The sequence below is a fragment of the Lachnospira intestinalis genome (genome assembly GCF_040095895.1).
Taxonomy (GTDB): domain Bacteria; phylum Bacillota; class Clostridia; order Lachnospirales; family Lachnospiraceae; genus Lachnospira; species Lachnospira intestinalis.
In genome coordinates, this window is sequence record NZ_JBBMFS010000002.1 from 211,383 (window position 1) to 236,519 (window position 25,137).

Below are 25,137 nucleotides of genomic sequence, written 5' to 3' on the forward strand. Positions count from 1 at the left end.
AAATCAAAAATCCGGCAGAATGGAGAATTTATGTTTAAACAGTTTACAATGGAGCTGGCTGGCAGAACACTGCGTGTTGATATCGGCAGAGTCTGCGCACAGGCAAACGGTGCAGCGTTAATGCACTATGGCGATACAGTTGTGCTTTCTACAGCAACTGCATCCAAAGAGCCAAGAGAAGGAATTGATTTCTTCCCGTTAAGTGTAGAATATGAAGAAAAGATGTATGCAGTCGGTAAGATTCCGGGTGGTTTTAACAAGAGAGAAGGAAAGGCATCTGAAAATGCCATCCTGACTTCCCGTGTAATCGACAGACCGATGCGTCCGCTGTTCCCAAAGGATTACAGAAATGATGTTACATTAAACAACATGGTGATGTCTGTTGATACAGAGTGCAGACCGGAACTGCTTGCAATGCTTGGTTCTGCGATTGCAACCTGCATTTCCGATATTCCGTTTGACGGTCCTTGTGCAACCACACAGATCGGACTGATTGACGGTGAATTTGTAGTCAATCCTTCACAGACACAGTGGCAGGAAGGTGATTTACAGCTGACAGTTGCTTCTACAAGACAGAAAGTTATCATGATTGAAGCCGGTGCCAATGAGATTCCGGAAGCAAAGATGATTGAGGCAATTTACATGGCACATGACATCAACCAGACAATCATTGAATTTATCGATAAGATTGTGGCAGAAGTCGGCAAGGAAAAGCATACATATGTAAGCTGTGCCGTTCCGGCTGAAATGTTTGAAGCTATGAAGCAGATTGTAACACCACAGGAAATGGAAGAAGCAGTCTTTACAGATGACAAGCAGACCAGAGAAAAGAACATTGATGCAGTAACAGAAAAGATGAAAGAAGCTTTTGCAGACAATGAAGAATGGCTTGCCGTACTGGGTGAAGCAGTTTACCAGTATCAGAAAAAGACAGTTCGTAAGATGATCTTAAAAGACCATAAAAGACCGGATGGACGTGCTATTAACCAGATTCGTCCGCTGGCAGCAGAAGTGGATATTATTCCGAGAGTGCATGGTTCTGCGATGTTTACAAGAGGACAGACACAGATTTGTGACATTGTAACGCTTGCACCGCTTTCAGAAGCACAGAAAGTAGACGGATTAGATGATAACGTTACGGAAAAAAGATATATCCACCAGTACAATTTCCCGTCATACTCAGTAGGTGAAACAAAGCCGTCAAGAGGTCCGGGACGTCGTGAAATCGGTCATGGTGCATTAGCAGAAAGAGCATTGATTCCGGTTCTTCCTACACCGGAAGAATTCCCGTATGCAATCCGCGCCGTATCCGAAACATTTGAATCCAACGGATCAACATCCATGGCTTCAACCTGTGCTTCCTGCATGTCTTTAATGGCAGCAGGTGTACCGATTAAGAAGATGGTAGCCGGTATTTCATGTGGTCTTGTAACAGGTGATACAGATGACGATTATATCGTATTAACAGATATTCAGGGACTTGAAGATTTCTTCGGTGATATGGACTTTAAGGTAACCGGTACAACAGAAGGTATCACAGCCATTCAGATGGATATTAAGATTCACGGTCTGACAAGACCAATCGTAGAAGAAGCCATCGCAAGAACTAGAGAAGCAAGACTGTTCATTATGGATACCTGTATGAAGCCTGCAATCGCAGAGCCTAGAAAGACAGTTGGTGAATATGCACCGAAGATTATCCAGACAAAGATTGATCCGGCTAAGATCGGTGAAGTTGTCGGACAGCGTGGTAAGGTTATCAATGCAATTATTGATGAATGTGGTGTTAAGATTGATATTACAGATGATGGATTTGTATCTGTATGCGGCGTAGAGCAGGCAGGCATGGATCAGGCAATGAAGTATATCAATACCATTGTACAGGATTTTGAAGAAGGCCAGATTTACGAAGGTAAGGTTGTAAGCATCAAAGAATTCGGTGCATTTGTTGAATTTGCACCGGGTAAGGAAGGCATGGTTCATATTTCAAAGATTGCAAAAGAAAGAATCGAACATGTAGAGGACGTACTGACATTAGGTGATAAGGTACGCTGCAAGTGCATGGGCAAAGATAAGATGGGCAGATTAAGCTTTTCTATTAAAGACGCTGAATAATAAAGAATAAATTTTACGGGCGGCGGGCATCAGATATGCTTCCGCCTGTAACAATAGAATGGAGGATTATCATGGTAGATAACAATTGCGCATATTGTGTAGAAGGCGATTTAGTAGCAAAATTCGGTATTAAGATTTGCGAACTTGAAACGTCAAAGGTCTATTTATTTAAGGAGCAGAGCCATCCGGGCAGATGTATCGTAGCACATAAGAAGCATGTCGGCGATATGAATGAACTGACAGCAGAAGAACGTGCAGCTTACTTCGAAGATGTTGCAAAGGTTGCAAGAGCAATTATGGCAGCTTTCCATCCGGACAAGGTAAATTATGGTGCTTACGGTGATACGGGTCATCATCTTCATTTTCATCTCTGCCCGAAGTACAAGGACGAATTTGAATGGGGCGGTGTATTCTTAATGAATCCGGATAAGAAGTACTTATCTGATGCCGAATATGCGGAAATGATTGAAAAGATTAAGAGCCATTTATAAAATGAAAAATGGACTGCCGCACTGGGATGAATGTAGGTTCTCTTAGTCCGGCAGTTTTTCTTTTACCTGAAAAAGTATTTATTATATCGGCAAAGTATGATAAGATAAATAATAATTGTGCGGGAAGAAGTACATGAAGATATGGAAAGAAAGGGTGACACCGTATGAGCAGGCAGGAAGAAGATACGAAAGCGGAAATTTCCCCAATGATGACAGAGCAGGGGCGCGAAGAACTATATTTATATTCACTACGGAAAATGGCGGAAGAAAGAGCAGACAGTGACAGAGCAGCCCTTACGGGACTTTACGGTCCGAAATCATTCTTTTTTAAGGCCAATGAATGTATGCAGCAGCATGAAAAACTACAGTATGCACTGATTCGTATGGATATATACCGCTTTAAAACGGTCAATGAATTCTGCGGCAGGCAGCAGGGTGATAAACTGCTTCAGTACATAGCAGACTGCATACGGGAATACGAATCGGATATGTCGGTTGTCGGTCATCTGCGTGCGGACATTTTTACAATCTGTCTTCCATTTAAGAATAAAAAGCAGTTATCGGATATTGCAGTTGCACTCCATGAAAAAATCTGTGCGTATCCGCTGTTTTGTAAGGCATTGCCTGCATTTGGCATCTGCATTTCAAAGAATCACATGGACATCAGCCTGATGTGTGACTATGCTGATATGGCACTGCAGAAAATTAAGGGAAAAGCCTATGCAATTTATGAGTTTTATGATGATAAAATGCGTAAAGAAATGATGCGCGAAAAACGTATTGAGAATAATGTTGCAATGGCGCTGCGGGACGAAGAATTTAAAGTCTATATACAGCCCAAAGTTGATATGCGCAGTGGAGAAATAATTGGCGGAGAAGCACTGATACGGTGGCATAGTGTCAAAGAAGGCATTATTTATCCTGATGAATTTATTCCGGTGCTGGAAAAGAGCGGCTATATCGTGGATGTTGATGCATATGTATGGGAGAAGGTATTCGCAGCCATTCATATCTGGAAGACCGGTGGAATTACGCCGGTGCCGATTTCTGTAAATGTATCCAGAAGCCATGTATATCAGAAGTCTTTTGCAGGAGTGCTGGAAAAACTGGCACAGCAGTATGATGTAGAGCCGTATTATGTACCCCTTGAAGTTACGGAAAGTATGTTTACGGAATACGTAGACAAATTGTATAAGAATATTACAAGGCTTCAGAGTGCAGGCTTCCGCTTTTCCATGGATGACTTTGGTGCAGGCTATTCCTCTTTAAATATGTTAAAGGATGAGCCGGTGGACGAAGTTAAGATTGACCGTTTCTTCTTGAAGGATATTAAAAAAGAAAAAAGCCAGATTGTAATCCGCAATGTCATTCACATGATACAGGAATTGCAGTTAGATATGATTGTAGAAGGTATTGAAACAAAAGAACAGGCAGAATTACTGATGAATTATGGCAGCTATAAGGCACAGGGCTATTACTATTATAAGCCGATGCCGATGACAGAATTCGAGCAGCTGCTGATAAAACAGCAAAAAGGCTTGTAATCAGTACATAAAATGTGGTAAAATGTCTGTCGGTGTTTTTTAATGAAAATAAAGATTGAGTTGAATAAAGGAGAATGAGAAATGTCAGGACATTCAAAGTTTGCAAATATTGCACATAAAAAAGCTGCAAATGATGCAGCAAAGGGAAAGATTTTTACCCGTCTTGGTAAGGAAATTATGGTTGCTGTAAAAGAGGGCGGTCCGGAAGTTAACAACAACAGTAAGTTAAGACAGGTTGTGACAAAGGCAAAGGCAGCAAACATGCCGAATGATACAATTGAAAGAGCAATCAAAAAAGCTGCCAGTACAGATATGAGCAGTTTTGAATCTGTTACATACGAAGGTTATGGTCCGAATGGGACGGCTATTATTGTTGAAGCCCTTACAGATAACAGAAACAGAGCAGCTTCCAACATCCGTAACGCATTTACAAAGGGCGGCGGAAATGTCGGAACACCGGGCTGTGTATCCTTTATGTTTGACAATAAGGGACAGATTATCATTGGGAAAGAAGACTGTGATAAAGATGCCGATGAATTGATGATGCTTGCTCTGGATGCAGGCGCGGATGACTTCAATGAAGAAGAAGACTGTTTTGAAGTTACAACAGCACCGGAAGATTTTGATGCAGTCAGTGAAGCTTTGACAAATGAAGGCATTACATTTGCTTCTGCTGAAGTAACAATGATTCCGCAGACAGTTGTTGAACTGACAACAGAGGATGACATCAAGAAGATGAGAAGAATTTTAAATCTTTTAGATGAAGAAGATGATGTACAGAATGTATATCACAACTGGGATGAACCGGAAGAAGACGAAGAGTAAGATAAAAATTACAATAACTGTAATGTAGTTCTTTCGGATATTGCACGGACCGCCAAAATCAAAAGTGCGGTTCGTGCATTTTTTGTGGAATTTTAATAAAATACTTCCCTTTTGTAAAATAAGATGATAAAATAAAAGATAAGAACGCTGGGGGATTGTGAACAATATAATAATAATACGGAAGAACTGCATTATGCAGCAGGGTGGAGAATGTTATGCGGTTAGCAGAATTGCCGGTTGGCACAGGTATTTTATTTGATGTGAGTATCCAGAAGCAGGAGCTGGAATTTCCGTCAGAGGTAGTTGAAGTTCATGATAATTTTATTTTAACAAAACCGGTTATGTCGAAAGGAAAAGTTGTCGGATTGGGCGGAGAAGGTGTTTCCGTAAGCCTGACCTATTCCAGAAATGACAAGGCACCGATTGTATGGAAGGGTGTCGGATGTTCGGTTGTAAAAACCAAAGGCAGGGTTTTGTATAAAGTAATCGCCAGTGGTGCGGGATTTGAAGTGAACCGGAGAGAGGCATTCAGACTGTTTGTTGGTCTGGAAGGTATTGCACGTGTTGGAACCAACCGGAGGGCAATGGATGTTATTTTAAAAGATTTAAGTGATACAGGCTTTGCATTTGTGGTTGATCATGAGATTGAAGATGCAACCGGTTTATCGGTGCGTCTGGTATTTAAGGATTTTGACAGAAATTATGATCTGACAGGATTTATTGTCCGGCTGGTAAAAGTGGAAGAAGAAAAATATGTGTACGGATGCCGCATGACAATGCGCAATCAGCTGATTAATCATTATATCAGCATGAAACAGCGTCAGATGCTTGCAAATCACAGTGGAGCCAATATACGGAATCGTGACAATTACGGACTGCTTAATGCATTGAAAGAAAAAGAAGAACCAGTAGTAAATGAAAGTGATTTGGACAGAAAGTATATTAGCGACGTGGACAAATCAGAGAGACGTAAGATATTTGACGGCAGAAATCCGGGAAAGATAATCTGATGGATTTGTAACCGTGGATTTTACGCCCCATAAAAGACAGACAATATGGAGGGACCGATATGAGGAGTAAAGAAGACACAGACAATAGCAGAAGAGTATTTCAGTCAGCTTCAACATCGGGGCGGTATAAATATGACATGATGCCAAGATGTCCGGACTGTGGTATTCATATGAAATATATTTACGGAGAAATGTTTGAGTGTCCGGTCTGCCACAGACAGGAGCAGACACAATTTGGTAAGGTGCGTTCTTATCTGGAAGAACATGGTCCGCAGCCGGCAATGGTTATTTCAAACGAAACAGGTGTGCCGGTCAATGTTATTGATAATTTTTTACGTCAGGGACGGATTGAAATACCGGATGGTTCGCCGGTGTATATCAAGTGCCAGTCCTGTGGCGCAGATATCCGTTACGGAAGATACTGTCCGGACTGCATGGTAAGAATGACAAAAGAACTTGGGAAAGCCATGCTGATGTCAGAAGTTGGTGAGAAACCGACGAATAAGCCGGATATGTCAGGAAAGATGCACATTTTAAATTCATCTTTGCGGACAAGAGATGGAAAATAGTAAAATATTATAAAAAGCCTTTTTGTTCGGACAGGACAGAAAGGCTTTTTTATCATGATAATTTGTTCATTAAAAAAGAGGGATATACACTTATAACCCGTAAGCGTATATCCCATCTCTCTTTAGACTGAATGAATTATTTTACATCGAAACCGAAGTATCTTACTGCATTGTTGTAAGAGATACCCTTTACGATCTTTTCGAGCGCTTTTTCGTCGTTTGGATATTCACCATTTTCAACCCAGCCACCGATTAATTCGCACATGATTCTTCTGAAGTATTCATGTCTTGTGTAAGATAAGAAACTTCTTGAGTCTGTAAGCATACCGATGAAGTTACCAAGTAAGCTTAAATTAGCAAGAGAGGTCATCTGGTTTGTCATGCCGACCTTATGGTCATTGAACCACCATGCTGAACCCTGCTGAATCTTGCCGACAGCCTTAGAATCCTGGAAACATCCAAGTACTGTACCGATAGCAGCGTTTACAGACGGATTTAATGAATAGATGATTGTCTTTGGCAGTTCATCTGTGATATTTAATGCATTTAAGAACTGTGCCATTTCAGCAGAGCAGTCATAAGTATTAATGCAGTCATATCCTGTATCCGGTCCTAACTGGTTGTATCTTAATGTGTTGTTATCACGGATTGTACCGTAATGTAACTGCATTACCCAGTTTAACTTGTTGTATTCTTTACCAACTGAAACCATGAATGCTGTCTTGAATTTGTTCATTTCATCAACAGTAATTGTTTCACCTGCAAATCTCTTTGCGAAAATCTTTTCGATTTCTTCTGTTGTGTATGGCTTGTACATAACATATTCAAGAGCGTGGTCAGATACACAGCATCCCATAGAAGCGAAGAATTCCATTCTGTTTCTTAAAGCATCCATTAAGGAAGCAAAAGAATTAACAGTGATACCGCTGACATCAGATAATGTCTTTAAGTAATCAAGGTATTCAGGCTTTTCAATGTTCATAGCCTTATCCGGTCTCCATGCAGGAAGTACCTTTACTTCAAAAGTATCATCTTCTGCCAGGACCTTATGCCATTCAAGTGAATCAACCGGATCATCTGTTGTACAGATTAATGTTACATTAGACTTGCGGATTAAGTTTCTGACTGACATAGAGTCTTCCTGAAGCTTTGCGTTGCACAGATTCCATACTTCTTCAGCTGTATCCCCGTTTAACACGCCGTTATAGCCGAAGTATCTCTGTAATTCAAGGTGGCTCCAGTGATACAGCGGATTACCGATAGCCATTTCAAGTGTTTCAGCCCATTTCTGGAATTTTTCCCTGTCAGAAGCATCACCTGTGATGTACTTCTCGTCAACACCGTTTGTTCTCATCTGACGCCATTTATAATGGTCGCCGCCGAGCCATACCTGAGTGATGTTTTCAAATTTTCTGTCCTCAGCAATTTCTTTTGGATTGATGTGGCAGTGATAGTCAACAATTGGCATTTTGTCAGCATAATCGTGAAAAAGATGCTGAGCAGTTGGTGTGGAAAGTAAAAAGTCCTTGTCCATGAATTGTTTCATGTTAGTGTCCTCCTGTAACTTAAAAATTTGTTGTGTTGCGTTTAATTATATCAGCAGCAATGATATTCTCTGCGGGAACGTCATGACCGCTTAATACCTGCATTAAAATATTGACGGCTTTAACGGAAAGCTGTTCCACCTTGCTGTCAATCGAAGTTAATTCCGGTTCGGTGCAGTTGGCAAGAACGGAATTGTTGTAACCGATAATCTGAAGCTGTTCCGGAATGGCAATCCGGTGTTCATAGGCATATTTAACAGCGCCCACGGCTAAAGAATCATCGGAGGTGACTACGGCATCAAAAGAAATTCCTTTGTCATAAAGGGTATTCAGATAATCCTTTGCGCGCTGGATATTTTTGGTGCATAAATGTGTCCATTCCTCACGCAGGGGAATCCCCGCATCCGAAAGGGCGTTTTTATAGCCTTTTAATTTGTTCATTCCGCTGTAGGAGGTACTGGTGTAAAGATACACAATCTGACGTCTTCCTGCGGCAATCAGACGGCTGGTCGCATCGTATACGGCAGCAGTGTCGTTGCACATGACGGAATAAATGTTTTTGCCGGGTAAAAACCCGTTTGCCAGAACAATCGGAACTTCCTTTGCGGCATTTAAGATATAGCGGTTATCGCTTCCCGGCTGGTTTAACACAAACTGGGAACCGGCTAAGATAATGCCGTCCACACGCTTACTGATTAATAAATCCAGATACTTTTTCTTGGTTTCGGAATCCTGTCCGGTACAGCACAAAATGGAATCGTAATTGTGCCGGCGCAGTTCCTGTTCCAGATAATAAACCGCATTGGCAAGGTAGGTATCAGAAGAATCACTGCACATAATGCCGATGGTCTTCATTGTATTAAGTCCCAGACCGCGTGCAAAAATATTCGGTGTATAGTCAAGCTCCTTCATGGCGACGAGAACTTTGTTTTTAGTTTTATCGCTGACATTGGCATTGCCGTTTAACACTCTGGAAACGGTTGCAATGGAAACGCCGGCTTTTTTAGATACATCGTAAATATTCATAAAATTCTCCGGTAGTGTTCTAGCTGCTTCTGATTATTTATGATACCTGCTGATTGCTTCATGTTACACATTCCCGCAATCAGCATCAGGATATTCGCATATCGTATGCTCATATCGGGGCGGGTCGCAAGGTCTTTCACCCACTGATGAGCAAGCTCATGTGTGTGAAAGACTTTTTGACCCTGGTATCATAAAAAATATGTAAATGTAAGCACTTACATATTGATAAATGCATTATACAATGTTATGATAATAAAAACAAGTGTGATGTTCTAACATTTATGCAAAAGATTGAAAAAGTAGTTGACTAATTACGCGTTTCAGTTTATTTTAAATAATGTAAGCGCTTACATTGCACTTATGTTTGATTACCATAAACTGGTTTTACTAAAGGGCGGTGCCAAGAAGCGGACCCTGTAAAAAAAGGAGATTGAAAATGCAAAGATTAAACAAGAGTATTACACATGCAGTTGACAGACCGGTTAAGGTTATGCAGTTTGGTGAAGGTAACTTCCTTAGAGCATTCGTTGATTATATCTTTGATGTAACGAACGAAAAGACGGACTTCAACGGCGGCGTTGTAATTGTTAAGCCTATCGAATTCGGTACACTGGAAAGATTCCATGATCAGGAATGCCAGTACACACTTCAGTTAAGAGGTTTTGTTGACGGACAGCCAAAGGAAATTACCCGTCAGATTACATCTGTAGTAGATGCTGTTGCTGCAATCGAAGATTATGACAAGTACATCGAATACGGAACAAGTGAAACTCTTAGATTTATCGTTTCTAATACAACAGAAGCAGGTATTGTATTTGACGAAACAGATAATGACCCGAATGCACGTCCTCCTAAGACTTATCCGGGTAAGCTGACACAGCTTCTTTATAAGAGATATCAGAAGTTCAACGGAGCAGCAGACAAGGGTCTTATCCTGCTTCCATGTGAACTGATTGCCGACAACGGTATTGAATTAAAGAAATGCATCATGAAGTTCATTGAACTCTGGGGACTTGAAGACGGATTCAAGGACTGGGTAAACAAGTACTGCTCATTCTGCCCGACACTGGTAGACAGAATTGTTCCGGGTTATCCAAGAGAAGATGCTGCTAAGCTTTGCGAAGAATGGGGTTATGAAGACCAGTTAATCGACAGAGCAGAAGTTTTCGGACTCTGGGTTGTTGAAAGTGATTCAAACCTTCCGCTTGAACAGTTAGAGAAGGAACTTCCATTCAAGGAAGCAGGCTTAAATGTTGTATTTACAAAGGATCATCATCCATACAAGGAAAGAAAGGTAAGAATCCTCAATGGTTCCCATACTTCTTTCGTATTGGCATCATTCCTTGCAGGCAATGACAACGTTGAAAATTCAATGAAAGACCCTGTAATCAGAAAGTACATGGAAGAAACTCTTTACAACGAAGTTATTCCTACACTTTCACTTTCAAAGGAAGACTGCGAAGAATTTGCAAAGGCTGTTATCGACAGATTCTTAAACCCATTCGTAGACCACAGATTATTAAGCATTTCCTTAAACTCTGTATCTAAGTGGGAAGCAAGATGTCTGCCTTCATTCTTAGGCTATGTAAAGAAATTTGACAAGCTTCCGAAGTACCTTACATTCTCTATCGCAGCATTAATGAGCTTCTATACATCACAGACAGAAGCTGAATTCAACGGCGGTATTGTATTAAAGGGTGACAGAAACGGTGAAGAATATAACATCACAGACGATAAGGCTGTTCTTGATTTCTTCAGAGATAATTCAGGAAAGTCCGCAGAAGAATTTACACATGCTTACTTAAGCAATACAAAGTTCTTTGGTGGAGAAGATCTTACAAAGGTTGCAGGCCTTGAAGAAACAATTACTGAATATATCAAAGACATCAGAGAAAGAGGCATGAGAGCAGTTGTAAATGATTTAGCACTTGACTAATTCATATTGCAGTTTAGAATGCTTATCAGTGTATAAGAACAGGCTCTGAATACTTATAAGAGCGGGTGTGTCAGTATCATCCGCTCTTACTTTATAATAATCAAAAGATTTAAAGAGGTATATATGCAGGATTTTATTAAAATTAATAAAGATGATAATGTTGCTGTAGCATTAAAGCCGATTGCAAAAGGTATAACGGTCAACGTAGCAGGAACAGAAGTGACAACGGTTGAAGATATCCCACAGGGACACAAGTTTGTCATCAAAGAAATCAAGAACGGTGATCCGGTTATCAAATACGGTTTCAGAATCGGATTTGCACAGGCTGATATTCCGGTAGGTGCATGGGTTCATACACATAACTTAAAGACAGGTCTTGGCGAACTGTTAGAGTATACTTATGAACCGGAAGGACATAAGGATGTAGAACCGACAGAACCGGCTTACTTTGACGGTTACATGAGAGAAAACGGTAAAGTCGGTGTCCGTAACGAAGTATGGATTGTTCCGACAGTCGGCTGTGTAAACTCTATTGCAAGAGCAATCGAAGCAACAGCAAGAATGAATAAGCCGGAAGGCGTTGATGAAGTTGTTGCATTTACACATCCTTACGGATGTTCACAGACTACAGAGGATCAGGAAAATACAAGAAAGATTCTTGCAGACCTGATTAACCATCCAAATGCAGGTGCCGTACTGGTACTTGGACTTGGATGTGAAAACAGCCGTATTGAAGTATTAAAAGACTATATCGGCGAAGTAAATTCCGACAGAGTAAAGTTCCTTCAGGTTCAGGACGTTGAAAATGAACAGGAAACAGCTGAAAAGATGATGGAAGAACTGATGGCTTATGCAGCGACCTTTAAGCGTGAAAAGGTTAATGCAAAGGAACTGATTATCGGTATGAAGTGCGGTGGTTCAGATGGTTTATCCGGTATCACAGCCAATCCGACAGTCGGTCTGTTCTCAGATATGCTCGTATCAAAGGGTGGTACAACCATTCTTACAGAAGTTCCGGAAATGTTCGGTGCAGAAACGATTCTTATGAACCGTTGTGCAAATAAGGAACTCTTTGAAAAGACAGTACACCTGATTAACGATTTCAAGGAATACTTCATCAAGAACGGTCAGGAAATTTATGAAAATCCTTCACCGGGAAATAAAGACGGTGGTATTACAACACTGGAAGATAAGTCTTTAGGATGTACACAGAAGTCAGGAAGCTCTTTAGTAAAGGGTGTTCTTGCATATGCTGAACCGGTTCATACAAAGGGACTCAACCTTTTAAGCGCACCGGGTAATGACCTTGTAGCAGCGACAGCCTGTGCAGCTTCCGGCGCACAGATGGTTCTGTTTACAACAGGCCGCGGTACACCGTTTGCTTCACCGGTACCGACCGTTAAGATTGCAACAAACTCAAGACTTGCAGGTAACAAGAGCAACTGGATTGACTTCAATGCAGGAAGAATCGTTACAGATGACCTTCCGCTTGAAGATGCAGCAAAAGAGCTGTTCCAGCTCGTATTAGACGTTGCTTCCGGCAAGAAGGTAAAGGCTGAAATCGCAGGATTCCACGATTTAGCAATCTTTAAGCAGGGTGTAACACTGTAAGATATGATATTATAAAAGGCAGACTGCCGTTTTCCTGTTTGGATAGTGAATGGGAAACGGCGGGGCTGTCTTTTTTGCTTTGCCTAAGAATAGAAAATCGTGTATAATAAATATATGATGTTGGGGACACAAGCCCCACCTATGAGCAAACTCATGTGGGTTTAGACCTTTTGACCCTGATATCAATATATTTGGATTTTTACATCGTGGAGGATTTGTGACCAATGACAGAGGGGGTTTCAGTGGGAATTTGTGATGATGTCCTGTTATGGAGAGAAGAAATTACAGATAAAGTGCTGGCATATCAGACAGAAAAACAAATTCAGGTTACGATAAAGCAATATAGCTGTGCAGAAGATTATCTAAAGGCGCAGGATGATATAGATATTTTGTTTTTGGATATTGAGATGTCCGGAATGTCCGGAATTGCGTTAAAAGATATTTTGATTCAAAATAAGAGAAAAGAAATGATTGCATTTATAACGTGCTATGACGGATATATCCGGGAGGCTTTTGGCAAAAATGTATGTGGTTTCATAGATAAACCGGTTTCAAGGGAAAAGGTATTTGAGGTTCTGGATAAAGCTGTTGAGGAGAAAAAAGAAAATGCAGTCTGCCGGCTTACGGCAGAAACAGGGGTTTCATTAAAAGAGATTCAATATATTAAATCAAACGATAAATATATTGAGATTTATACGGAAAATGGTGTTGTGCCGGGATATATCAGTTTAAAGGAGTGTGAGGACATACTTCCGGTTCAGACATTTATACGGGTTTCGCGATTTTATATTGTGAATTTTGTGGCAATTAAAAATATTGCGGGAACAATAGAAATGAATGATGGACAAAAAATCAAAGTCAGCCGCGGAAAGTTAAAAGAAATCCAAAGACAGTATGCCGATTACCTAATGGAAATCCGTTTCCCGTATATTTAGTAAAAGTGTGAGTTTGGGAGGGTATGCATGAACTTAACGTTTAATGAAGAAATTTTTAAAAATTGCAGGAATAAGGAACAATATTTTCAATATATAGAAGAACTTGTTTGGCTTGGCAGGGAAGTTCAGGATAATGGTATTATGGCTTTTGAAAGTGAAAAGTGGCAGAATGTTACAGCATATGAGCGTGAAGCAATAGATTTGCTGTGCGAAGGCTGTCCGCCAAACAGACTGGAATTCATGCTGACAACGCTTTTAAACACATCGGATTTTACAGAAGATGAATACATAAAAGCGGTACTGTTCAGGGTATTTGTGATTTTCTTACAGCCCGGCGGAATCAGTGAAACAGAGATGAAAAAGCTGCTGTTATCGCATTTTGGCATACAGGAGTACCATAACAGAATATAAAAGATACAAACAATAAAATGTCCGACAGGGGAATGAATCCTGCCGGACATTTTTCTTTTAGATAAGATGAAATAAATCAAAAATGTATTGGAATATTGAACAAAAATTAATAAAAAGAGCAGTTCACGAAAAAAAAGTGCAGTTGGCGAAATGCAGATAGAAAATATAGAGGGCATGGGGTAATATGAATGTAAGGTCGACCGGAAAAATTTAAAATAAATATTTAATAGCAAATAGATATGGAGAAGAAAGATGAAGCGTAAATGGGGTATTACAGAAAAGGTCTTTTTAATTCTTGTCATAGCAGTTTTTGCAGTTTTTGGCGGACGTAAGTTTTTTAGTATATATAATACGGTTAAAAGTGATGAAACATCTCAGAGTCTGTCCACAGATGAGGCTGTCACAGTTGTGGCAGGAGGAGAGGAACAAAAGGCAGAAGAAGGCAGCTATCAGGTGGATATATGGAAATATTCGTATGAAATACTGGAAGCAAAGATTTTGAAGGAACTGCCGTTTGAACCGCAGGAACACGCATCAGGGATACAGTTTGACGGGAACAGAATTGTCAATGATTACAGTATTGTTAGTGTAACCATGACAATAGAAGATAATAACGATATAAGTCCTAATAAGATAGAAACGTTAAACAGTCATCAGCTGCATGTTGATAAAATGCAGAATACAAAGACACATAAGTATGAATTGTATATGAGTAGTATTGGTGAAGAACCTGATCCAATGGATGATTTTCATTATCAGATGAAATATGGAGAAAAATCAGAGCCGGTTACATTGTACTATCTTGTGAGTGACGATGATTTGACAGAGGATGCCAATATCAATCTGCTGTTAAATCCAATGGGAGCATACGGTTCCAAAACAACTTACAAATTGAAAGATGAGAATACAACGGTAGAATCTGTGAAAAAATATGCATTTATAAAATTAAATGACCTGTTAAGAAAAAGTGAGGAGTATTAAATGGATGAAACAGATGATTAAATTTGAAGTAAAAAGAATGTTAAGAAATCCGGGATTTTATATTGCGATGATGATAGGACTGATTGTGTCAGCTGCCCATTGGATAGTAGAGGTTCTTCCTGTTGTGAGGCGAATGGATAAATATATGTCTTTAGATTTTGCACTCCTATATCCACCGAATCTGTATAATAGCTGGATATGTGAAGGGAATAATATGTATTCATATCTTTATTTACTTATTCTTCCGATTCTGGTAACACTGCCATACGCAGCTACTTTTTTTAGTGATGTAAATGATCATTTGATTGAATTTATCTGCACAAGGGCAGATAAAAGAGAGTATTTTTATGCAAAATTTACGGCGGTATTTTTATCGGGAGGAATTGTATCCTGTGTTCCGCTCATTTTTAATATTTTGCTTTGCATAGCAGTTGTACCGGTAATAAAACCACAGGCGGCAGATTCAACATCGAATATGGTCCCGAAAGGAAGCTTTTCTGCATTGCTGTTTACGCACCCGGCAGTTTATGTTGCGATTTCATTGATGGTTATATTTTTATTCAGCGGGGCACTGGCGGTATTTGCATTAAATGTTGCATTTTACTCCAATCACATTTTTACGGTGCTGTTAGCGCCATTGGTATTAAACGTGTTTTTATCGGCATTGTTCCAACTGCTCAATTTGCAGTCATGGGAGCCGTCTAATTTTATAAATCCTGCGTATAGTTCGCCCAGAATGATTCCGTTCGTGGTAGAAACGGCAGTCCTGCTTATTATCACGGGCTGGGAGTTCATTTACCGCGGCAGGCAGGAGGATATATGCTGAATAAAAAATATTGCGAACCATATATGATAGCCGCTTTTATTATAATTGTAATATTGGGGGTATTATATACCGGTACTGCAAAGATTAATTTACAATATGTAAGAGGTGTGGAAATCAGCAGAGCGGATATTTTGATTCGCAGTGAACTGTTGATGTTGAGAACTTCTATCATGTATATTGTACTGCTTTTGGTTTTTACAAGGACAATCCGTAATGATTTTTTATACTGTAATATATTACAGCATAAAAAAAGAACGGCAATATGGAATTATCAGATAAAAAAATTGTCAGTGATGGGGCTGGCGGCAGCTCTTGTATACAGTGGCAGTACCATTTTGTCGGCCTCGGTAATTTGTAAGGTGAATATAAACTGGCAGAGTGATGACAGTTATTACGCATTGTCAACAGGAGATACAATACAGGTTGCATATGCCGTAGTTATGGCAGCATACATAATGGCGGTGATTCTATTGACAGAACTGATTCTGATTGTCAGTCTGTTGTTGTATTGGATTACAAATCAGATGGCATTGGTATGGATTGGTATTCTGGTATTTTATGTGGTGGATGTATATAGGGTTAATAAAGTATTCCAATTGCTGATGATTAGCTATAAGAACTGGCGTGATGAGAAAATCGGCGTTTATATGGCAGTCGCAGCGGGGTTATGTATAGTTTTCTATATAATAGGAAGATTTGCGGCAAAGAAAAAAGACTTTTTACCAAAGAGGTGCAGATAGATGAATATGAAAATAATCCAATACGATATCCGGGCAGTATGGAACGAAAACAAAGTAAAGTATATGGTGTTTGCAGGCTTTATAATAATTGCATGTATATGCTGTAATCATTCATGTAAAAAGTTGTTGTCTGTCGATATGGGATTTTGGGATTACATTTTGTGGAATTTGAGGGGAATGAAAGTAATCCGTAAAAATGAATATATCGTGCCAAACGCATACTGGGTTTTTATACAGCTTTATCTGGCAGTTGTTGTCGGTGTATATCCGGTAAAGGATTTGCATATGGCAGGACAGCAGATTCTTTTGAAATCAGGAAATCGAAAGGCATGGTGGTTCGGAAAAGTGATTTGGAATATCCTGTCTGTTCTCGGATTTTATCTTGTGCTGTATCTGTCGGTGACTGCGGTGAGCATTGTAACAGGCGGATTTAAGGCGGCACAGCCGGAGGTTGCTGCATTTTTGCTTGAAAATCAGAAAATTGAAAATGCAGGAACTGAACTTTATATGTATGCTATGGCAGTGCCGGTAATAGTATCGTTGGCAATCGCTGTTACGCAGATGATGATAGCGGTGGTATTCCAGCCGCCAATGGGATATATCTGGGTTTGTGCGGTAATTGCGGCAGGGATTTTTATATATAGTCCATATAGTCTGGGAAATTATCTGATGCTGATGCGCACACCGGTACTTCTGCATGGAAGTATCTTAAATACTTTATGGGCAGTGGTGCTTGGCAGTCTGTTGATACTGGTTTCGGTGGTTATTGGCAGTATCACAATAGAGAAGAAGGATATTTATTCATAAAATAAATGATTTTTATGAGCAAAACAAATAGCAATGATGGCAAATGAGAAATCGCCTGCGCGAATTACTCATTGCGTCTTGGCAACAAGCTGCTTGGAAATGGAGAGGAATATGTATTTGGAGATTAAAAATATATCGAAAACAATAAAGGGGAATAGAGTGCTTGATGATATATCAGCATCTATGGAATGTGGGAAAATTTATGGTTTCCGGGGGCAGAATGGTTCGGGAAAGACCATGCTGATGCGGTGTATCTGCGGACTGGTGATTCCTGATAACGGAGCAATTATTGTAGACGGAGATGAACTGGGAAAAAGAATATCATTTCCGGAAAGTCTTGGCGCACTCATTGAAAGTCCGGGATTTATAGAGCATTACAGTGCATTGGATAATATGAGGGCAATCGCATCCATCAAAGGAATTGCTTTGGAAAATGAAATGCGTGAAATACTACAGGAAGTAGGATTAGACCCTGATGAAAAGAAGTCCGTAAAGAAATATTCACTTGGAATGAGACAAAAGCTGGGAATTGCCATTGCACTAATGGAAAATCCCGAACTGATTATTTTAGATGAACCTTTTAATGCTTTAGATGAAAAAAGTGTGGAAAAAGTAAAGAAAATTATAAAACAAAGAGCGGAAGCAGGTGCATTAATTATTGTCAGCTGTCATGACAGAGAAATATTAGATCAGATAGCAGACAGCATTTATTATATGGAGGAGGGGAAAATTATCCGAAATGAAAAAAAGTAGAATAAAAACGATCATAATTGCCGTATCGGTGATTGCCTTTTTTGCATATCTGGTGTTGGTAATCGGTATTAACCTGAAATATCCGAAAGCACAGTTAGAGGAAAAACAGATTGGTGAAGCGATGACGGCAGATGATTTTGAAATAACAGCAACCGATGTGTCTTTTATGAGTCAGGAAGATTTTTCTGATATATATGCTTTCGAAAAGGAAATGTTTAAGGAAGCAGAATGTATCATGGTTACAGTCAATATAAAAAATATGTCAGAAGAGAAACAGCGGGTCACATTAGAAGGCTTTACATTGACATCACAGGCATGGACAACTTGTACAGCACCTGATAAGTATATGGCGGTAAATGAAAAATGGAATAGTGAGCAGTATCAAAGCGGTTCAATCTATATCGAATCAGGAGAAGAACGGAAACTGATTCTGCCGTTTCTTTTAGTAAAAAATGGATTTACGCAAAAACAGTGGGAGCACGTAAAAGAACGAAACTATGAACTGGTATTGTCATTGTATCCGGTAAAGAAGCAGATAAAACTCAAATGTGTGTGAAAGAACAAAAAAACGTCCGGCAGGATTTTCCTGCCGGACGTTTTTTGTTCTTGAACGCTCTAATCAAATGAAAGCTAAGCTTTAATTATCTCTGAACTCTTGCGCCAGCACCACCAACGATACCTTCAACTTCCTTGAGAGAAGCCATTGTTGTATCACCAGGAGTTGTCATAGCAAGAGCGCCGTGAGCAGCACCGTAATTAACAGCCTTTTCAGCATCTTCAAATGTCATAAGACCATATACAAGACCTGAAGCGAATGAATCACCGCCACCAACTCTATCCATGATTTCAAGACCGTCATACTGAGCAGCCTTATAGATTTCACCATCAGCCCAGCAGATAGCAGACCAATCGTTAACTGTAGCTGTCTTAACCTGACGAAGTGTTGTAGCAACAGCCTTGAAGTTCGGATATGTAGCAGCAGCTTCGTTGATCATCTTCTTGTAACCATCAAGGTTCAGAGTCTTAAGGTTTGCATCGTTACCTTCGATTTCAAAACCAAGGCAGGCTGTGAAGTCTTCTTCGTTACCAATCATAACATCAACGTACTTAGCAACTTCCTTATTAACTTCCTGAGCCTTAGCTAATCCACCGATAGCTTCCCACATAGAAGGACGGTAGTTTAAGTCGTAAGATACGATTGTACCATACTTCTTAGCTGCCTTACAAGCTGCGATAACTGTTTCACAAGCCTGTTCAGAAAGAGCAGCGTAGATACCGCCTGTATGTAACCAGCGAACACCTAAACCACCATCGCTCTTGTTCTTGAAGATGTAGTCGAAATCGAAATCATCCGGTGTAGCCTGAGAGATAGCTGTGTTAGCTCTGTCAGAGCAGCCCTTAGCGCCACGGATACCAAATCCTCTTTCTGTGAAGTTCAGACCGTTTCTGCAAAGACGTCCGATACCATCAGTCTTCTTCCAGCAGATGAGGTCTGTTGAAACGCCACCCTGCTCGATGAAGTCTTTCATAAGAAGACCTACTTCGTTATCAGCGAAAGCTGTGATAACAGCTGTGTTCATTCCGAAACACTTGTGAAGACCACGGATAACATTGTATTCTCCGCCGCCTTCCCATGCTCTAAAGCTTCTTGCTGTACGGATTCTTCCTTCACCCGGATCAAGACGAAGCATTACTTCACCTAAAGATACGGCATCAAATGTGCACTCTTCGGCTGGTCTTAAATTTAATTTCATTTTTTAGATACCTCCAAAATATTTTATTACAAATGTATTCTATCATACTTGTCCGATTTAATCTATATTTTTTACCGAAAGAATTTCATGAATTTACAAAACTATGAATTGACAAAAAAATGTACCAACTCTATAATAAAAAGAAATTACATATTCTAGTAAAAGGAGAAGTTGAAATGAATAAAGTTGTAGAAGAATTGAGCAAGATTGGTATTGTACCGGTTATCGCATTAGATGATGCAAAAGATGCAGAACCGTTAGCAAAGGCTTTAATTGAAGGCGGACTTCCTTGCGCAGAAGTAACATTCAGAACTGCAGCAGCAGAGGAATCTATCCGTATCATGGCTGAAAAGTTCCCTGAACTTGTTGTCGGAGCCGGTACAGTATTAACACCGGAGCAGGCAGACAGAGCCATGAATGCAGGAGCAAAGTTTATTGTCAGTCCGGGACTGAATCCTAAGGTTGTAAAGCATTGTCTGGACAAGGGTTATCCGATTGTTCCGGGTACAAGCAATCCTTCTGATGTAGAAACAGCGATTGAATTAGGACTTGATGTCGTAAAATTCTTCCCGGCTGAAGCAGCAGGCGGACTCAACATGATTAAGTCTATGGCAGCACCATATACAAATATGAAATTTATGCCGACAGGCGGTATCAATGCAGGCAACTTAAAGTCTTATCTTGACTTTGGTAAAATTGTATGCTGCGGCGGTTCATGGATGGTAAAGAAAGACATGGTTGCAGCAGGCGATTTTGAAGGCATTAAGAATCTGACAAGAGAAGCTGTTGATACGATGCTTGGATTTGAAGTTAGACACGTTGGTGTCAACTTACAGAGCGGTGAAGAGGCAGAAGACCTTGCAGATACATTCAATAAGATGTTCAGCTTTGAAAAGAAAGTCGGTAACAGTTCAGTATTTTCAGGAACAGGCTTTGAGCTGATGAAAAAGCAGGGTCGTGGAACACATGGCCATATTGCAATCGCAACAAACTATATTGAAAGAGCAATCTATCATTTAGAGAAACGTGGATTTGAATTTGACAAGGATTCAGCCGTTATTAAAAATGACAGATTAAAGGCAATTTATTTCAAGGGCGAGTTCGGCGGATTCGCTATACATCTTGTTCAGAAATAATTGCAGGAATTGTTTTTAAGTCCATGGGACTGCCGTGCTTTGAAAGTGCGGCAGTCTGTTTATGTAGTACCTTTGTAACAGAAGCCTCCCATGCGGGGGAATTAAAACGTAAATTTTGTGGAAAATGTTGAAAAAATTGTGAAAATATAGTAAACTAAACACAAAATGTAGTCGATAGACTAAATAGGTATTTAGAATACAGTAGAAAAGAGGTCTGTTATGAAAAAAATTTATCAGATTAGAAGATTGCGTAAGGGCTGGAAGGTGCTGGCAGCTGCAATCTTTGCAATCGCTCTGTTAGGAGGATATATGCTCTATGCCAACGCTGCGACCAGTGTTGCCATGAGATTGTCAACGACTTCTGCAAGCATTGCATTCAATAAAGAGTCTAACTCGGTTGTACAGGTTAGTTCTCTTACCGGTACGGATGATAATGGGGATCCGAACCAGAATTACGCACCAAATGGTAATAATATCGAATGGACATCTTCTAATAACGATATTGTTACATTCCGCAGAGAAAATGATGTAATGGATCACGACACTGCAAAAGGTATGATTCCTATTATTAAGGGTGCACATGCCGGTAAAGCGGATGTGACAGCTACATACTATTCTATTCAGTATGACAGCACAGGTTCCATTATCAATAAGTCACTGGTTACCAGCCTGACGGCAAAGGTTGTTGTACCGCTTGAAGTTACGACAACTCATTCCAACAGTACGATTTATACAGTTGGTGATCAGATCACATTTACAACCAATACCTGTGATTCTAACAAGATTTTTATTGAAACAAAGAACGACACCAGTGGAAACGTTTCTCATGACGGTGTAGTTGAACTGGTTTCATCATCCAGCACACAGGCAACTTTAAAGGTTGTCGGCGGTGGACAGGCAACGGTTATTGTAAGAACAGCAGACGGCGGCGGTGAAGAGGCTCTTTGCAAAGAATTTACAGTTCGTGCAAAAGTAGAATTTAATGATTCAAACATTTACAGAGACAATAATAACCGCAAGTGTTTAAAGTTAAATGATGAACCATATGTAGAGTTTACGAAGTATGTTATTGGTTCTAACATCAATAATCCGGCAACGGCAGGTGTTTTTTACGAGTCATCTGACCCGAAGGTTGTTGAAGTTGCACAGGACGGTTCAGTACTTGGTAAGTATGCAGGTGTTTCTACGGTAACAGTAGGTATTCCGGCATATGATGCACAGGGCAATAAGACATGGTATACGCATGATACCGTTGATGTTGTTGTACCGTTTAAGAAACTGGGCAATCAGGTCAGCAATATGAACGTTGATGACCAGCTGCAGTTATCAACATCAGCAAATCCGACAGAGATTACATGGACAACATCGAACAATGCAGTCCTGCAGGTTGATGCAACAACAGGTCTTGTTACGGCAATTGGTGCCGGTACTGCAAAGATATATGCATCAAGAGCAGCAGATGATTTCAGTACAAAGTACAATCAGCCGATTCAGCTGGTGTATGAAATTACTGTTATTGATGATTTTGCATTAAGTGCAGATAAGACATCTGTTAACATGGGCGAAACCATTGAAGTGTCAGCCCTTGTAACAGCTACAGATATTACAGCCAATCCAATTACTTATAAGCTTGAAAACCAGCCAAAGGATGACGGAACAATTCCGACAGGTGATCTGGTTACAGTAGAGCAGGACGGTAAGACATTTAAGATTACCGGTGTGAAGTCCGGTACGGTACATTTGATTGTTACACAAAACGTTAACGGCGTTATGAAGACAGCAACCTGTGTTATTTATGTAACAACACCGGTTAATGAAGTATCCATTAATCCGTCGTCTATTCAGATTGACAGAGGTTCAACCGGAACGGTCCAGCTGTTATTTAATCCGGCAGGACCAACCAATGATAAAGTATTATGGTCTTCTTCAAATACAAGCGTTGCAACAGTTGAAGGTGACAGCTACACGGCAACTATCACGGGTGTAGCCGGTGGTACAGCAACCATCAGTGTTATTACAGAAGATGGATTAAAGACAGCAACTTGTGATGTTTATGTAAGAGAACCGGTTACAGGTGTTGTATTAAATGAAACATCGGTAGAATCTTCTATGTCTGTCGGACAGTTCCAGTTAGTGGCAACTGTTCTTCCTGCAGGGGAAGGTGTTAACAGAAATGTTACATGGCAGTCTACAGATGAAAGCATTGTAAAGGTTGATGAGAGTGGTCTTGTAACATTTGTAAAACCGGGACATGCAGCAGTAGTTTGTAAAACCGAAGACGGCGCATTTCAGGCATTCTGTAATTTTGTCATTGATATTCCGGTAGAAACGATTACACTCGATTATACAGATGAAATTATGAGAATCGGAGATACATTAAGAATTACAGCAGAAGTACTTCCGTTAGAGGCATCTAACAGAACAGTACGCTGGACATCTTCTAATACCAATGTTTGTATTGTAGACTCTAACGGTTTAGTACAGGCAGTTGGAACAGGAAGCTGTACAATTCTTTGTGAATCATTAGATGGCAAGGCATCTGCAATGTGTAATATCTATGTAAAACAGCCGGTTACACAGGTTGTTTTAAATACAACAGATATTACAGTAAGAAAAGGTCAGGTATTCTGGCTGAATGCAACCTGTCTTCCGGAAAATGCGGATAACAAAATCATTACATGGGAAAGCCGTGATGAAGATGTGTGTACAGTGGAAAGCGACGGTAAGGTAACAGCTACCGGTGCAGGTACAACTTCTATTATTGCAACAAACCCGGATTCCGGTCTGACAGCATACTGTGTTGTAACAGTTACACAGCCGGTAACAGGTATTACCTTAAATTCTGATTATCAGGAATTATGGGTAGGTGCAAAGTATGCGATTATTCCGAATATCGAGCCGTATGATGCTGAAAATAAGAATGTAACGTATCGTTCAAGTGATCCTGATGTTGCAACCGTTGATGAAATGGGTGTTGTAACAGCAGTAAAGGGTGGCTCCTGCGTAATCATTGTTACAACAGAGGAGTGCCAGCTGACAGCAGCTTGTACGATTGATGTAAAAGAATATGTTTCTTCTATTACATTAAGTGAAACACATAAATTTATGAATGTCGGAACTTCCGGAACTTTAACAGCAACGGTAGGTTCTGATACGGCAACCAATAAAAATATTATATGGACCTCATCCGATAATTCAATCTGTTCCGTAGATTCTTACGGTACATTAAATGCGGGTGAACCGGGTATTGCAGTTATTACTGTAACAGCAGCTGATGGCAGCGGTGTATCCGCTACCTGTGTTGTTCAGGTTGTAAATCCGGTGACATCTATCCGTATTGAACCAGATACAGTCCGTATGTTAGTTGGAGAATCCCGCATTGTACAGGCAGTTATTGAACCGGACGATGCATCGATTAAAGATGTAACATGGGAATCTTCTAATGAAGAAATTGCAACAGTTGATGAAGCCGGCGAAATCTTTGCTTTAAGTACAGGTAAGTGTAAGATTACAGCGACTTCGAAGGATGGAAATAATGTAAAGGGTGTCTGCTGGGTATATGTAACACCGGTAGTTAATATTACATCCATTAAGATTAATTCAAGCGAAATCTATATGCTCACCGGTAAGTCAAGACAGTTATCTGTCAGAGTGCGTCCGGCAATTAATACGGATTCCTATGAATGGTATTCAACAGATACCGGTATTGTTGTAGTAGATGGTAATGGCGTAATTACAACAGTGGGTCCTGGTACTGCGGAAGTTGTGGCAGAAAGCGTCAATGGTACTGCACTTTCATCTTGTATAGTCCATTCACTGGCTATCAGCCGTTCAAGCATCACTTTGGAACAGTATGATTCATACTGGCTGGATGTTATCGGTAACGACAGTAACAGCAAGGTGACATGGAGAAGCAGTAACCCGAGAGTCTGCACAGTCGACTCAACAGGTCATGTAGTTGCCCGTAAGGCAGGTACGACAACTGTAACAGCAGTCTTAAATAATAAGACTTTGTCATGCACAGTAAGAGTAACAAATATCCGGTAAGAATAACACAGTAGTGGTATTCCGGAATTAATAAAAGCAGCCGCAGGCGGTTCGTGAAGAACGTCTGTGGCTGCTT

Annotated in this window: 21 protein-coding genes; 18 read left to right on the top strand and 3 right to left on the bottom strand. The window is 40.2% G+C overall.

All coding sequences use genetic code 11. From position 1 onward, the window contains the following. The first annotated feature begins 30 nt into the window (after positions 1–30). From WMO37_RS03215 to WMO37_RS03240, 6 genes are all read left to right on the top strand, one after another. On the top strand, positions 31–2,115 hold the full coding sequence (locus WMO37_RS03215; RefSeq protein WP_022432343.1) for a polyribonucleotide nucleotidyltransferase: 2,085 nt from the start codon (positions 31–33) through the stop codon (positions 2,113–2,115). Between the two features lie 71 nt (positions 2,116–2,186). Beyond that, the gene (locus tag WMO37_RS03220) at positions 2,187–2,606 is read left to right on the top strand and encodes an HIT family protein (RefSeq protein WP_022432342.1); all 420 of its coding nucleotides are present in this window, start codon (positions 2,187–2,189) and stop codon (positions 2,604–2,606) included. A gap of 164 nt (positions 2,607–2,770) precedes the next feature. After that, positions 2,771–4,150 carry a putative bifunctional diguanylate cyclase/phosphodiesterase gene (locus WMO37_RS03225; RefSeq protein ID WP_022432341.1) on the top strand — a complete coding sequence of 460 codons (1,380 nt, stop codon included), beginning with the start codon at positions 2,771–2,773 and terminating at the stop codon, positions 4,148–4,150. Between the two features lie 81 nt (positions 4,151–4,231). Continuing rightward, a complete protein-coding gene (locus WMO37_RS03230; protein WP_022432340.1) occupies positions 4,232–4,975 on the top strand; it encodes a YebC/PmpR family DNA-binding transcriptional regulator in 744 nt (247 codons plus the stop codon). 215 nt (positions 4,976–5,190) lie between these two features. Then, the gene (locus WMO37_RS03235) at positions 5,191–5,985 is read left to right on the top strand and encodes a PilZ domain-containing protein (protein WP_022432339.1); all 795 of its coding nucleotides are present in this window, start codon (positions 5,191–5,193) and stop codon (positions 5,983–5,985) included. A gap of 59 nt (positions 5,986–6,044) precedes the next feature. After that, the gene (locus tag WMO37_RS03240) at positions 6,045–6,554 is read left to right on the top strand and encodes a hypothetical protein (protein ID WP_022432338.1); all 510 of its coding nucleotides are present in this window, start codon (positions 6,045–6,047) and stop codon (positions 6,552–6,554) included. A 136-nt stretch (positions 6,555–6,690) separates the two neighbouring features. Here the strand turns inward: WMO37_RS03240 and uxaC are convergent, their stop codons facing one another. Together uxaC and WMO37_RS03250 are read right to left on the bottom strand one after the other, a co-directional pair. Then, positions 6,691–8,100: a glucuronate isomerase gene (gene uxaC / locus WMO37_RS03245; RefSeq protein WP_022432337.1), complete on the bottom strand. Its 1,410-nt coding sequence runs from the start codon at positions 8,098–8,100 to the stop codon at positions 6,691–6,693. Positions 8,101–8,119: 19 nt separating this feature from the next. Next, a complete protein-coding gene (locus tag WMO37_RS03250; RefSeq protein ID WP_022432336.1) occupies positions 8,120–9,124 on the bottom strand; it encodes a LacI family DNA-binding transcriptional regulator in 1,005 nt (334 codons plus the stop codon). Between the two features lie 436 nt (positions 9,125–9,560). On the opposite strand from WMO37_RS03250, the gene WMO37_RS03255 reads away from it, so the two are divergent. The 10 genes from WMO37_RS03255 to WMO37_RS03300 all read left to right on the top strand — a co-directional run bounded on the left by WMO37_RS03255 (position 9,561) and on the right by WMO37_RS03300 (position 18,680). Further along, the gene (locus WMO37_RS03255; RefSeq protein WP_022432335.1) at positions 9,561–11,060 is read left to right on the top strand and encodes a tagaturonate reductase; all 1,500 of its coding nucleotides are present in this window, start codon (positions 9,561–9,563) and stop codon (positions 11,058–11,060) included. A 123-nt stretch (positions 11,061–11,183) separates the two neighbouring features. Beyond that, positions 11,184–12,671, top strand: coding sequence for a UxaA family hydrolase (locus WMO37_RS03260; protein ID WP_349154288.1), 1,488 nt, complete (start codon positions 11,184–11,186; stop codon positions 12,669–12,671). Between the two features lie 224 nt (positions 12,672–12,895). Then, positions 12,896–13,606, top strand: coding sequence for a LytR/AlgR family response regulator transcription factor (locus WMO37_RS03265; protein ID WP_022432333.1), 711 nt, complete (start codon positions 12,896–12,898; stop codon positions 13,604–13,606). A gap of 27 nt (positions 13,607–13,633) precedes the next feature. Further along, positions 13,634–14,017 carry a hypothetical protein gene (locus WMO37_RS03270; protein WP_022432332.1) on the top strand — a complete coding sequence of 128 codons (384 nt, stop codon included), beginning with the start codon at positions 13,634–13,636 and terminating at the stop codon, positions 14,015–14,017. 252 nt (positions 14,018–14,269) lie between these two features. Beyond that, on the top strand, positions 14,270–14,998 hold the full coding sequence (locus WMO37_RS03275; RefSeq protein WP_022432330.1) for a hypothetical protein: 729 nt from the start codon (positions 14,270–14,272) through the stop codon (positions 14,996–14,998). Between the two features lie 4 nt (positions 14,999–15,002). Next, positions 15,003–15,824 carry a hypothetical protein gene (locus WMO37_RS03280; protein ID WP_022432329.1) on the top strand — a complete coding sequence of 274 codons (822 nt, stop codon included), beginning with the start codon at positions 15,003–15,005 and terminating at the stop codon, positions 15,822–15,824. Then, entirely contained in the window at positions 15,818–16,564 is a 747-nt protein-coding gene (locus tag WMO37_RS03285; RefSeq protein ID WP_349154289.1) for a hypothetical protein, read from the top strand. Before WMO37_RS03280 ends, WMO37_RS03285 begins: the two co-directional genes overlap by 7 nt. After that, complete coding sequence (locus tag WMO37_RS03290) at positions 16,565–17,371, top strand: hypothetical protein (RefSeq protein ID WP_349154290.1); 807 nt, start codon at positions 16,565–16,567, stop codon at positions 17,369–17,371. 159 nt (positions 17,372–17,530) lie between these two features. Continuing rightward, positions 17,531–18,124: an ATP-binding cassette domain-containing protein gene (locus tag WMO37_RS03295; RefSeq protein ID WP_349154291.1), complete on the top strand. Its 594-nt coding sequence runs from the start codon at positions 17,531–17,533 to the stop codon at positions 18,122–18,124. Further along, complete coding sequence (locus tag WMO37_RS03300) at positions 18,111–18,680, top strand: DUF5028 domain-containing protein (protein ID WP_349154292.1); 570 nt, start codon at positions 18,111–18,113, stop codon at positions 18,678–18,680. Before WMO37_RS03295 ends, WMO37_RS03300 begins: the two co-directional genes overlap by 14 nt. Before the next feature lie 85 nt (positions 18,681–18,765). On the opposite strand, the gene WMO37_RS03305 is transcribed toward WMO37_RS03300, so the two are convergent. After that, entirely contained in the window at positions 18,766–19,878 is a 1,113-nt protein-coding gene (locus tag WMO37_RS03305; protein WP_022432324.1) for a sugar kinase, read from the bottom strand. Between the two features lie 176 nt (positions 19,879–20,054). On the opposite strand from WMO37_RS03305, the gene WMO37_RS03310 reads away from it, so the two are divergent. Together WMO37_RS03310 and WMO37_RS03315 are read left to right on the top strand one after the other, a co-directional pair. Further along, complete coding sequence (locus tag WMO37_RS03310; RefSeq protein ID WP_022432323.1) at positions 20,055–21,014, top strand: bifunctional 4-hydroxy-2-oxoglutarate aldolase/2-dehydro-3-deoxy-phosphogluconate aldolase; 960 nt, start codon at positions 20,055–20,057, stop codon at positions 21,012–21,014. A gap of 219 nt (positions 21,015–21,233) precedes the next feature. Next, complete coding sequence (locus WMO37_RS03315; RefSeq protein WP_349154293.1) at positions 21,234–25,061, top strand: Ig-like domain-containing protein; 3,828 nt, start codon at positions 21,234–21,236, stop codon at positions 25,059–25,061. The last annotated feature ends 76 nt before the right edge of the window (positions 25,062–25,137 follow it).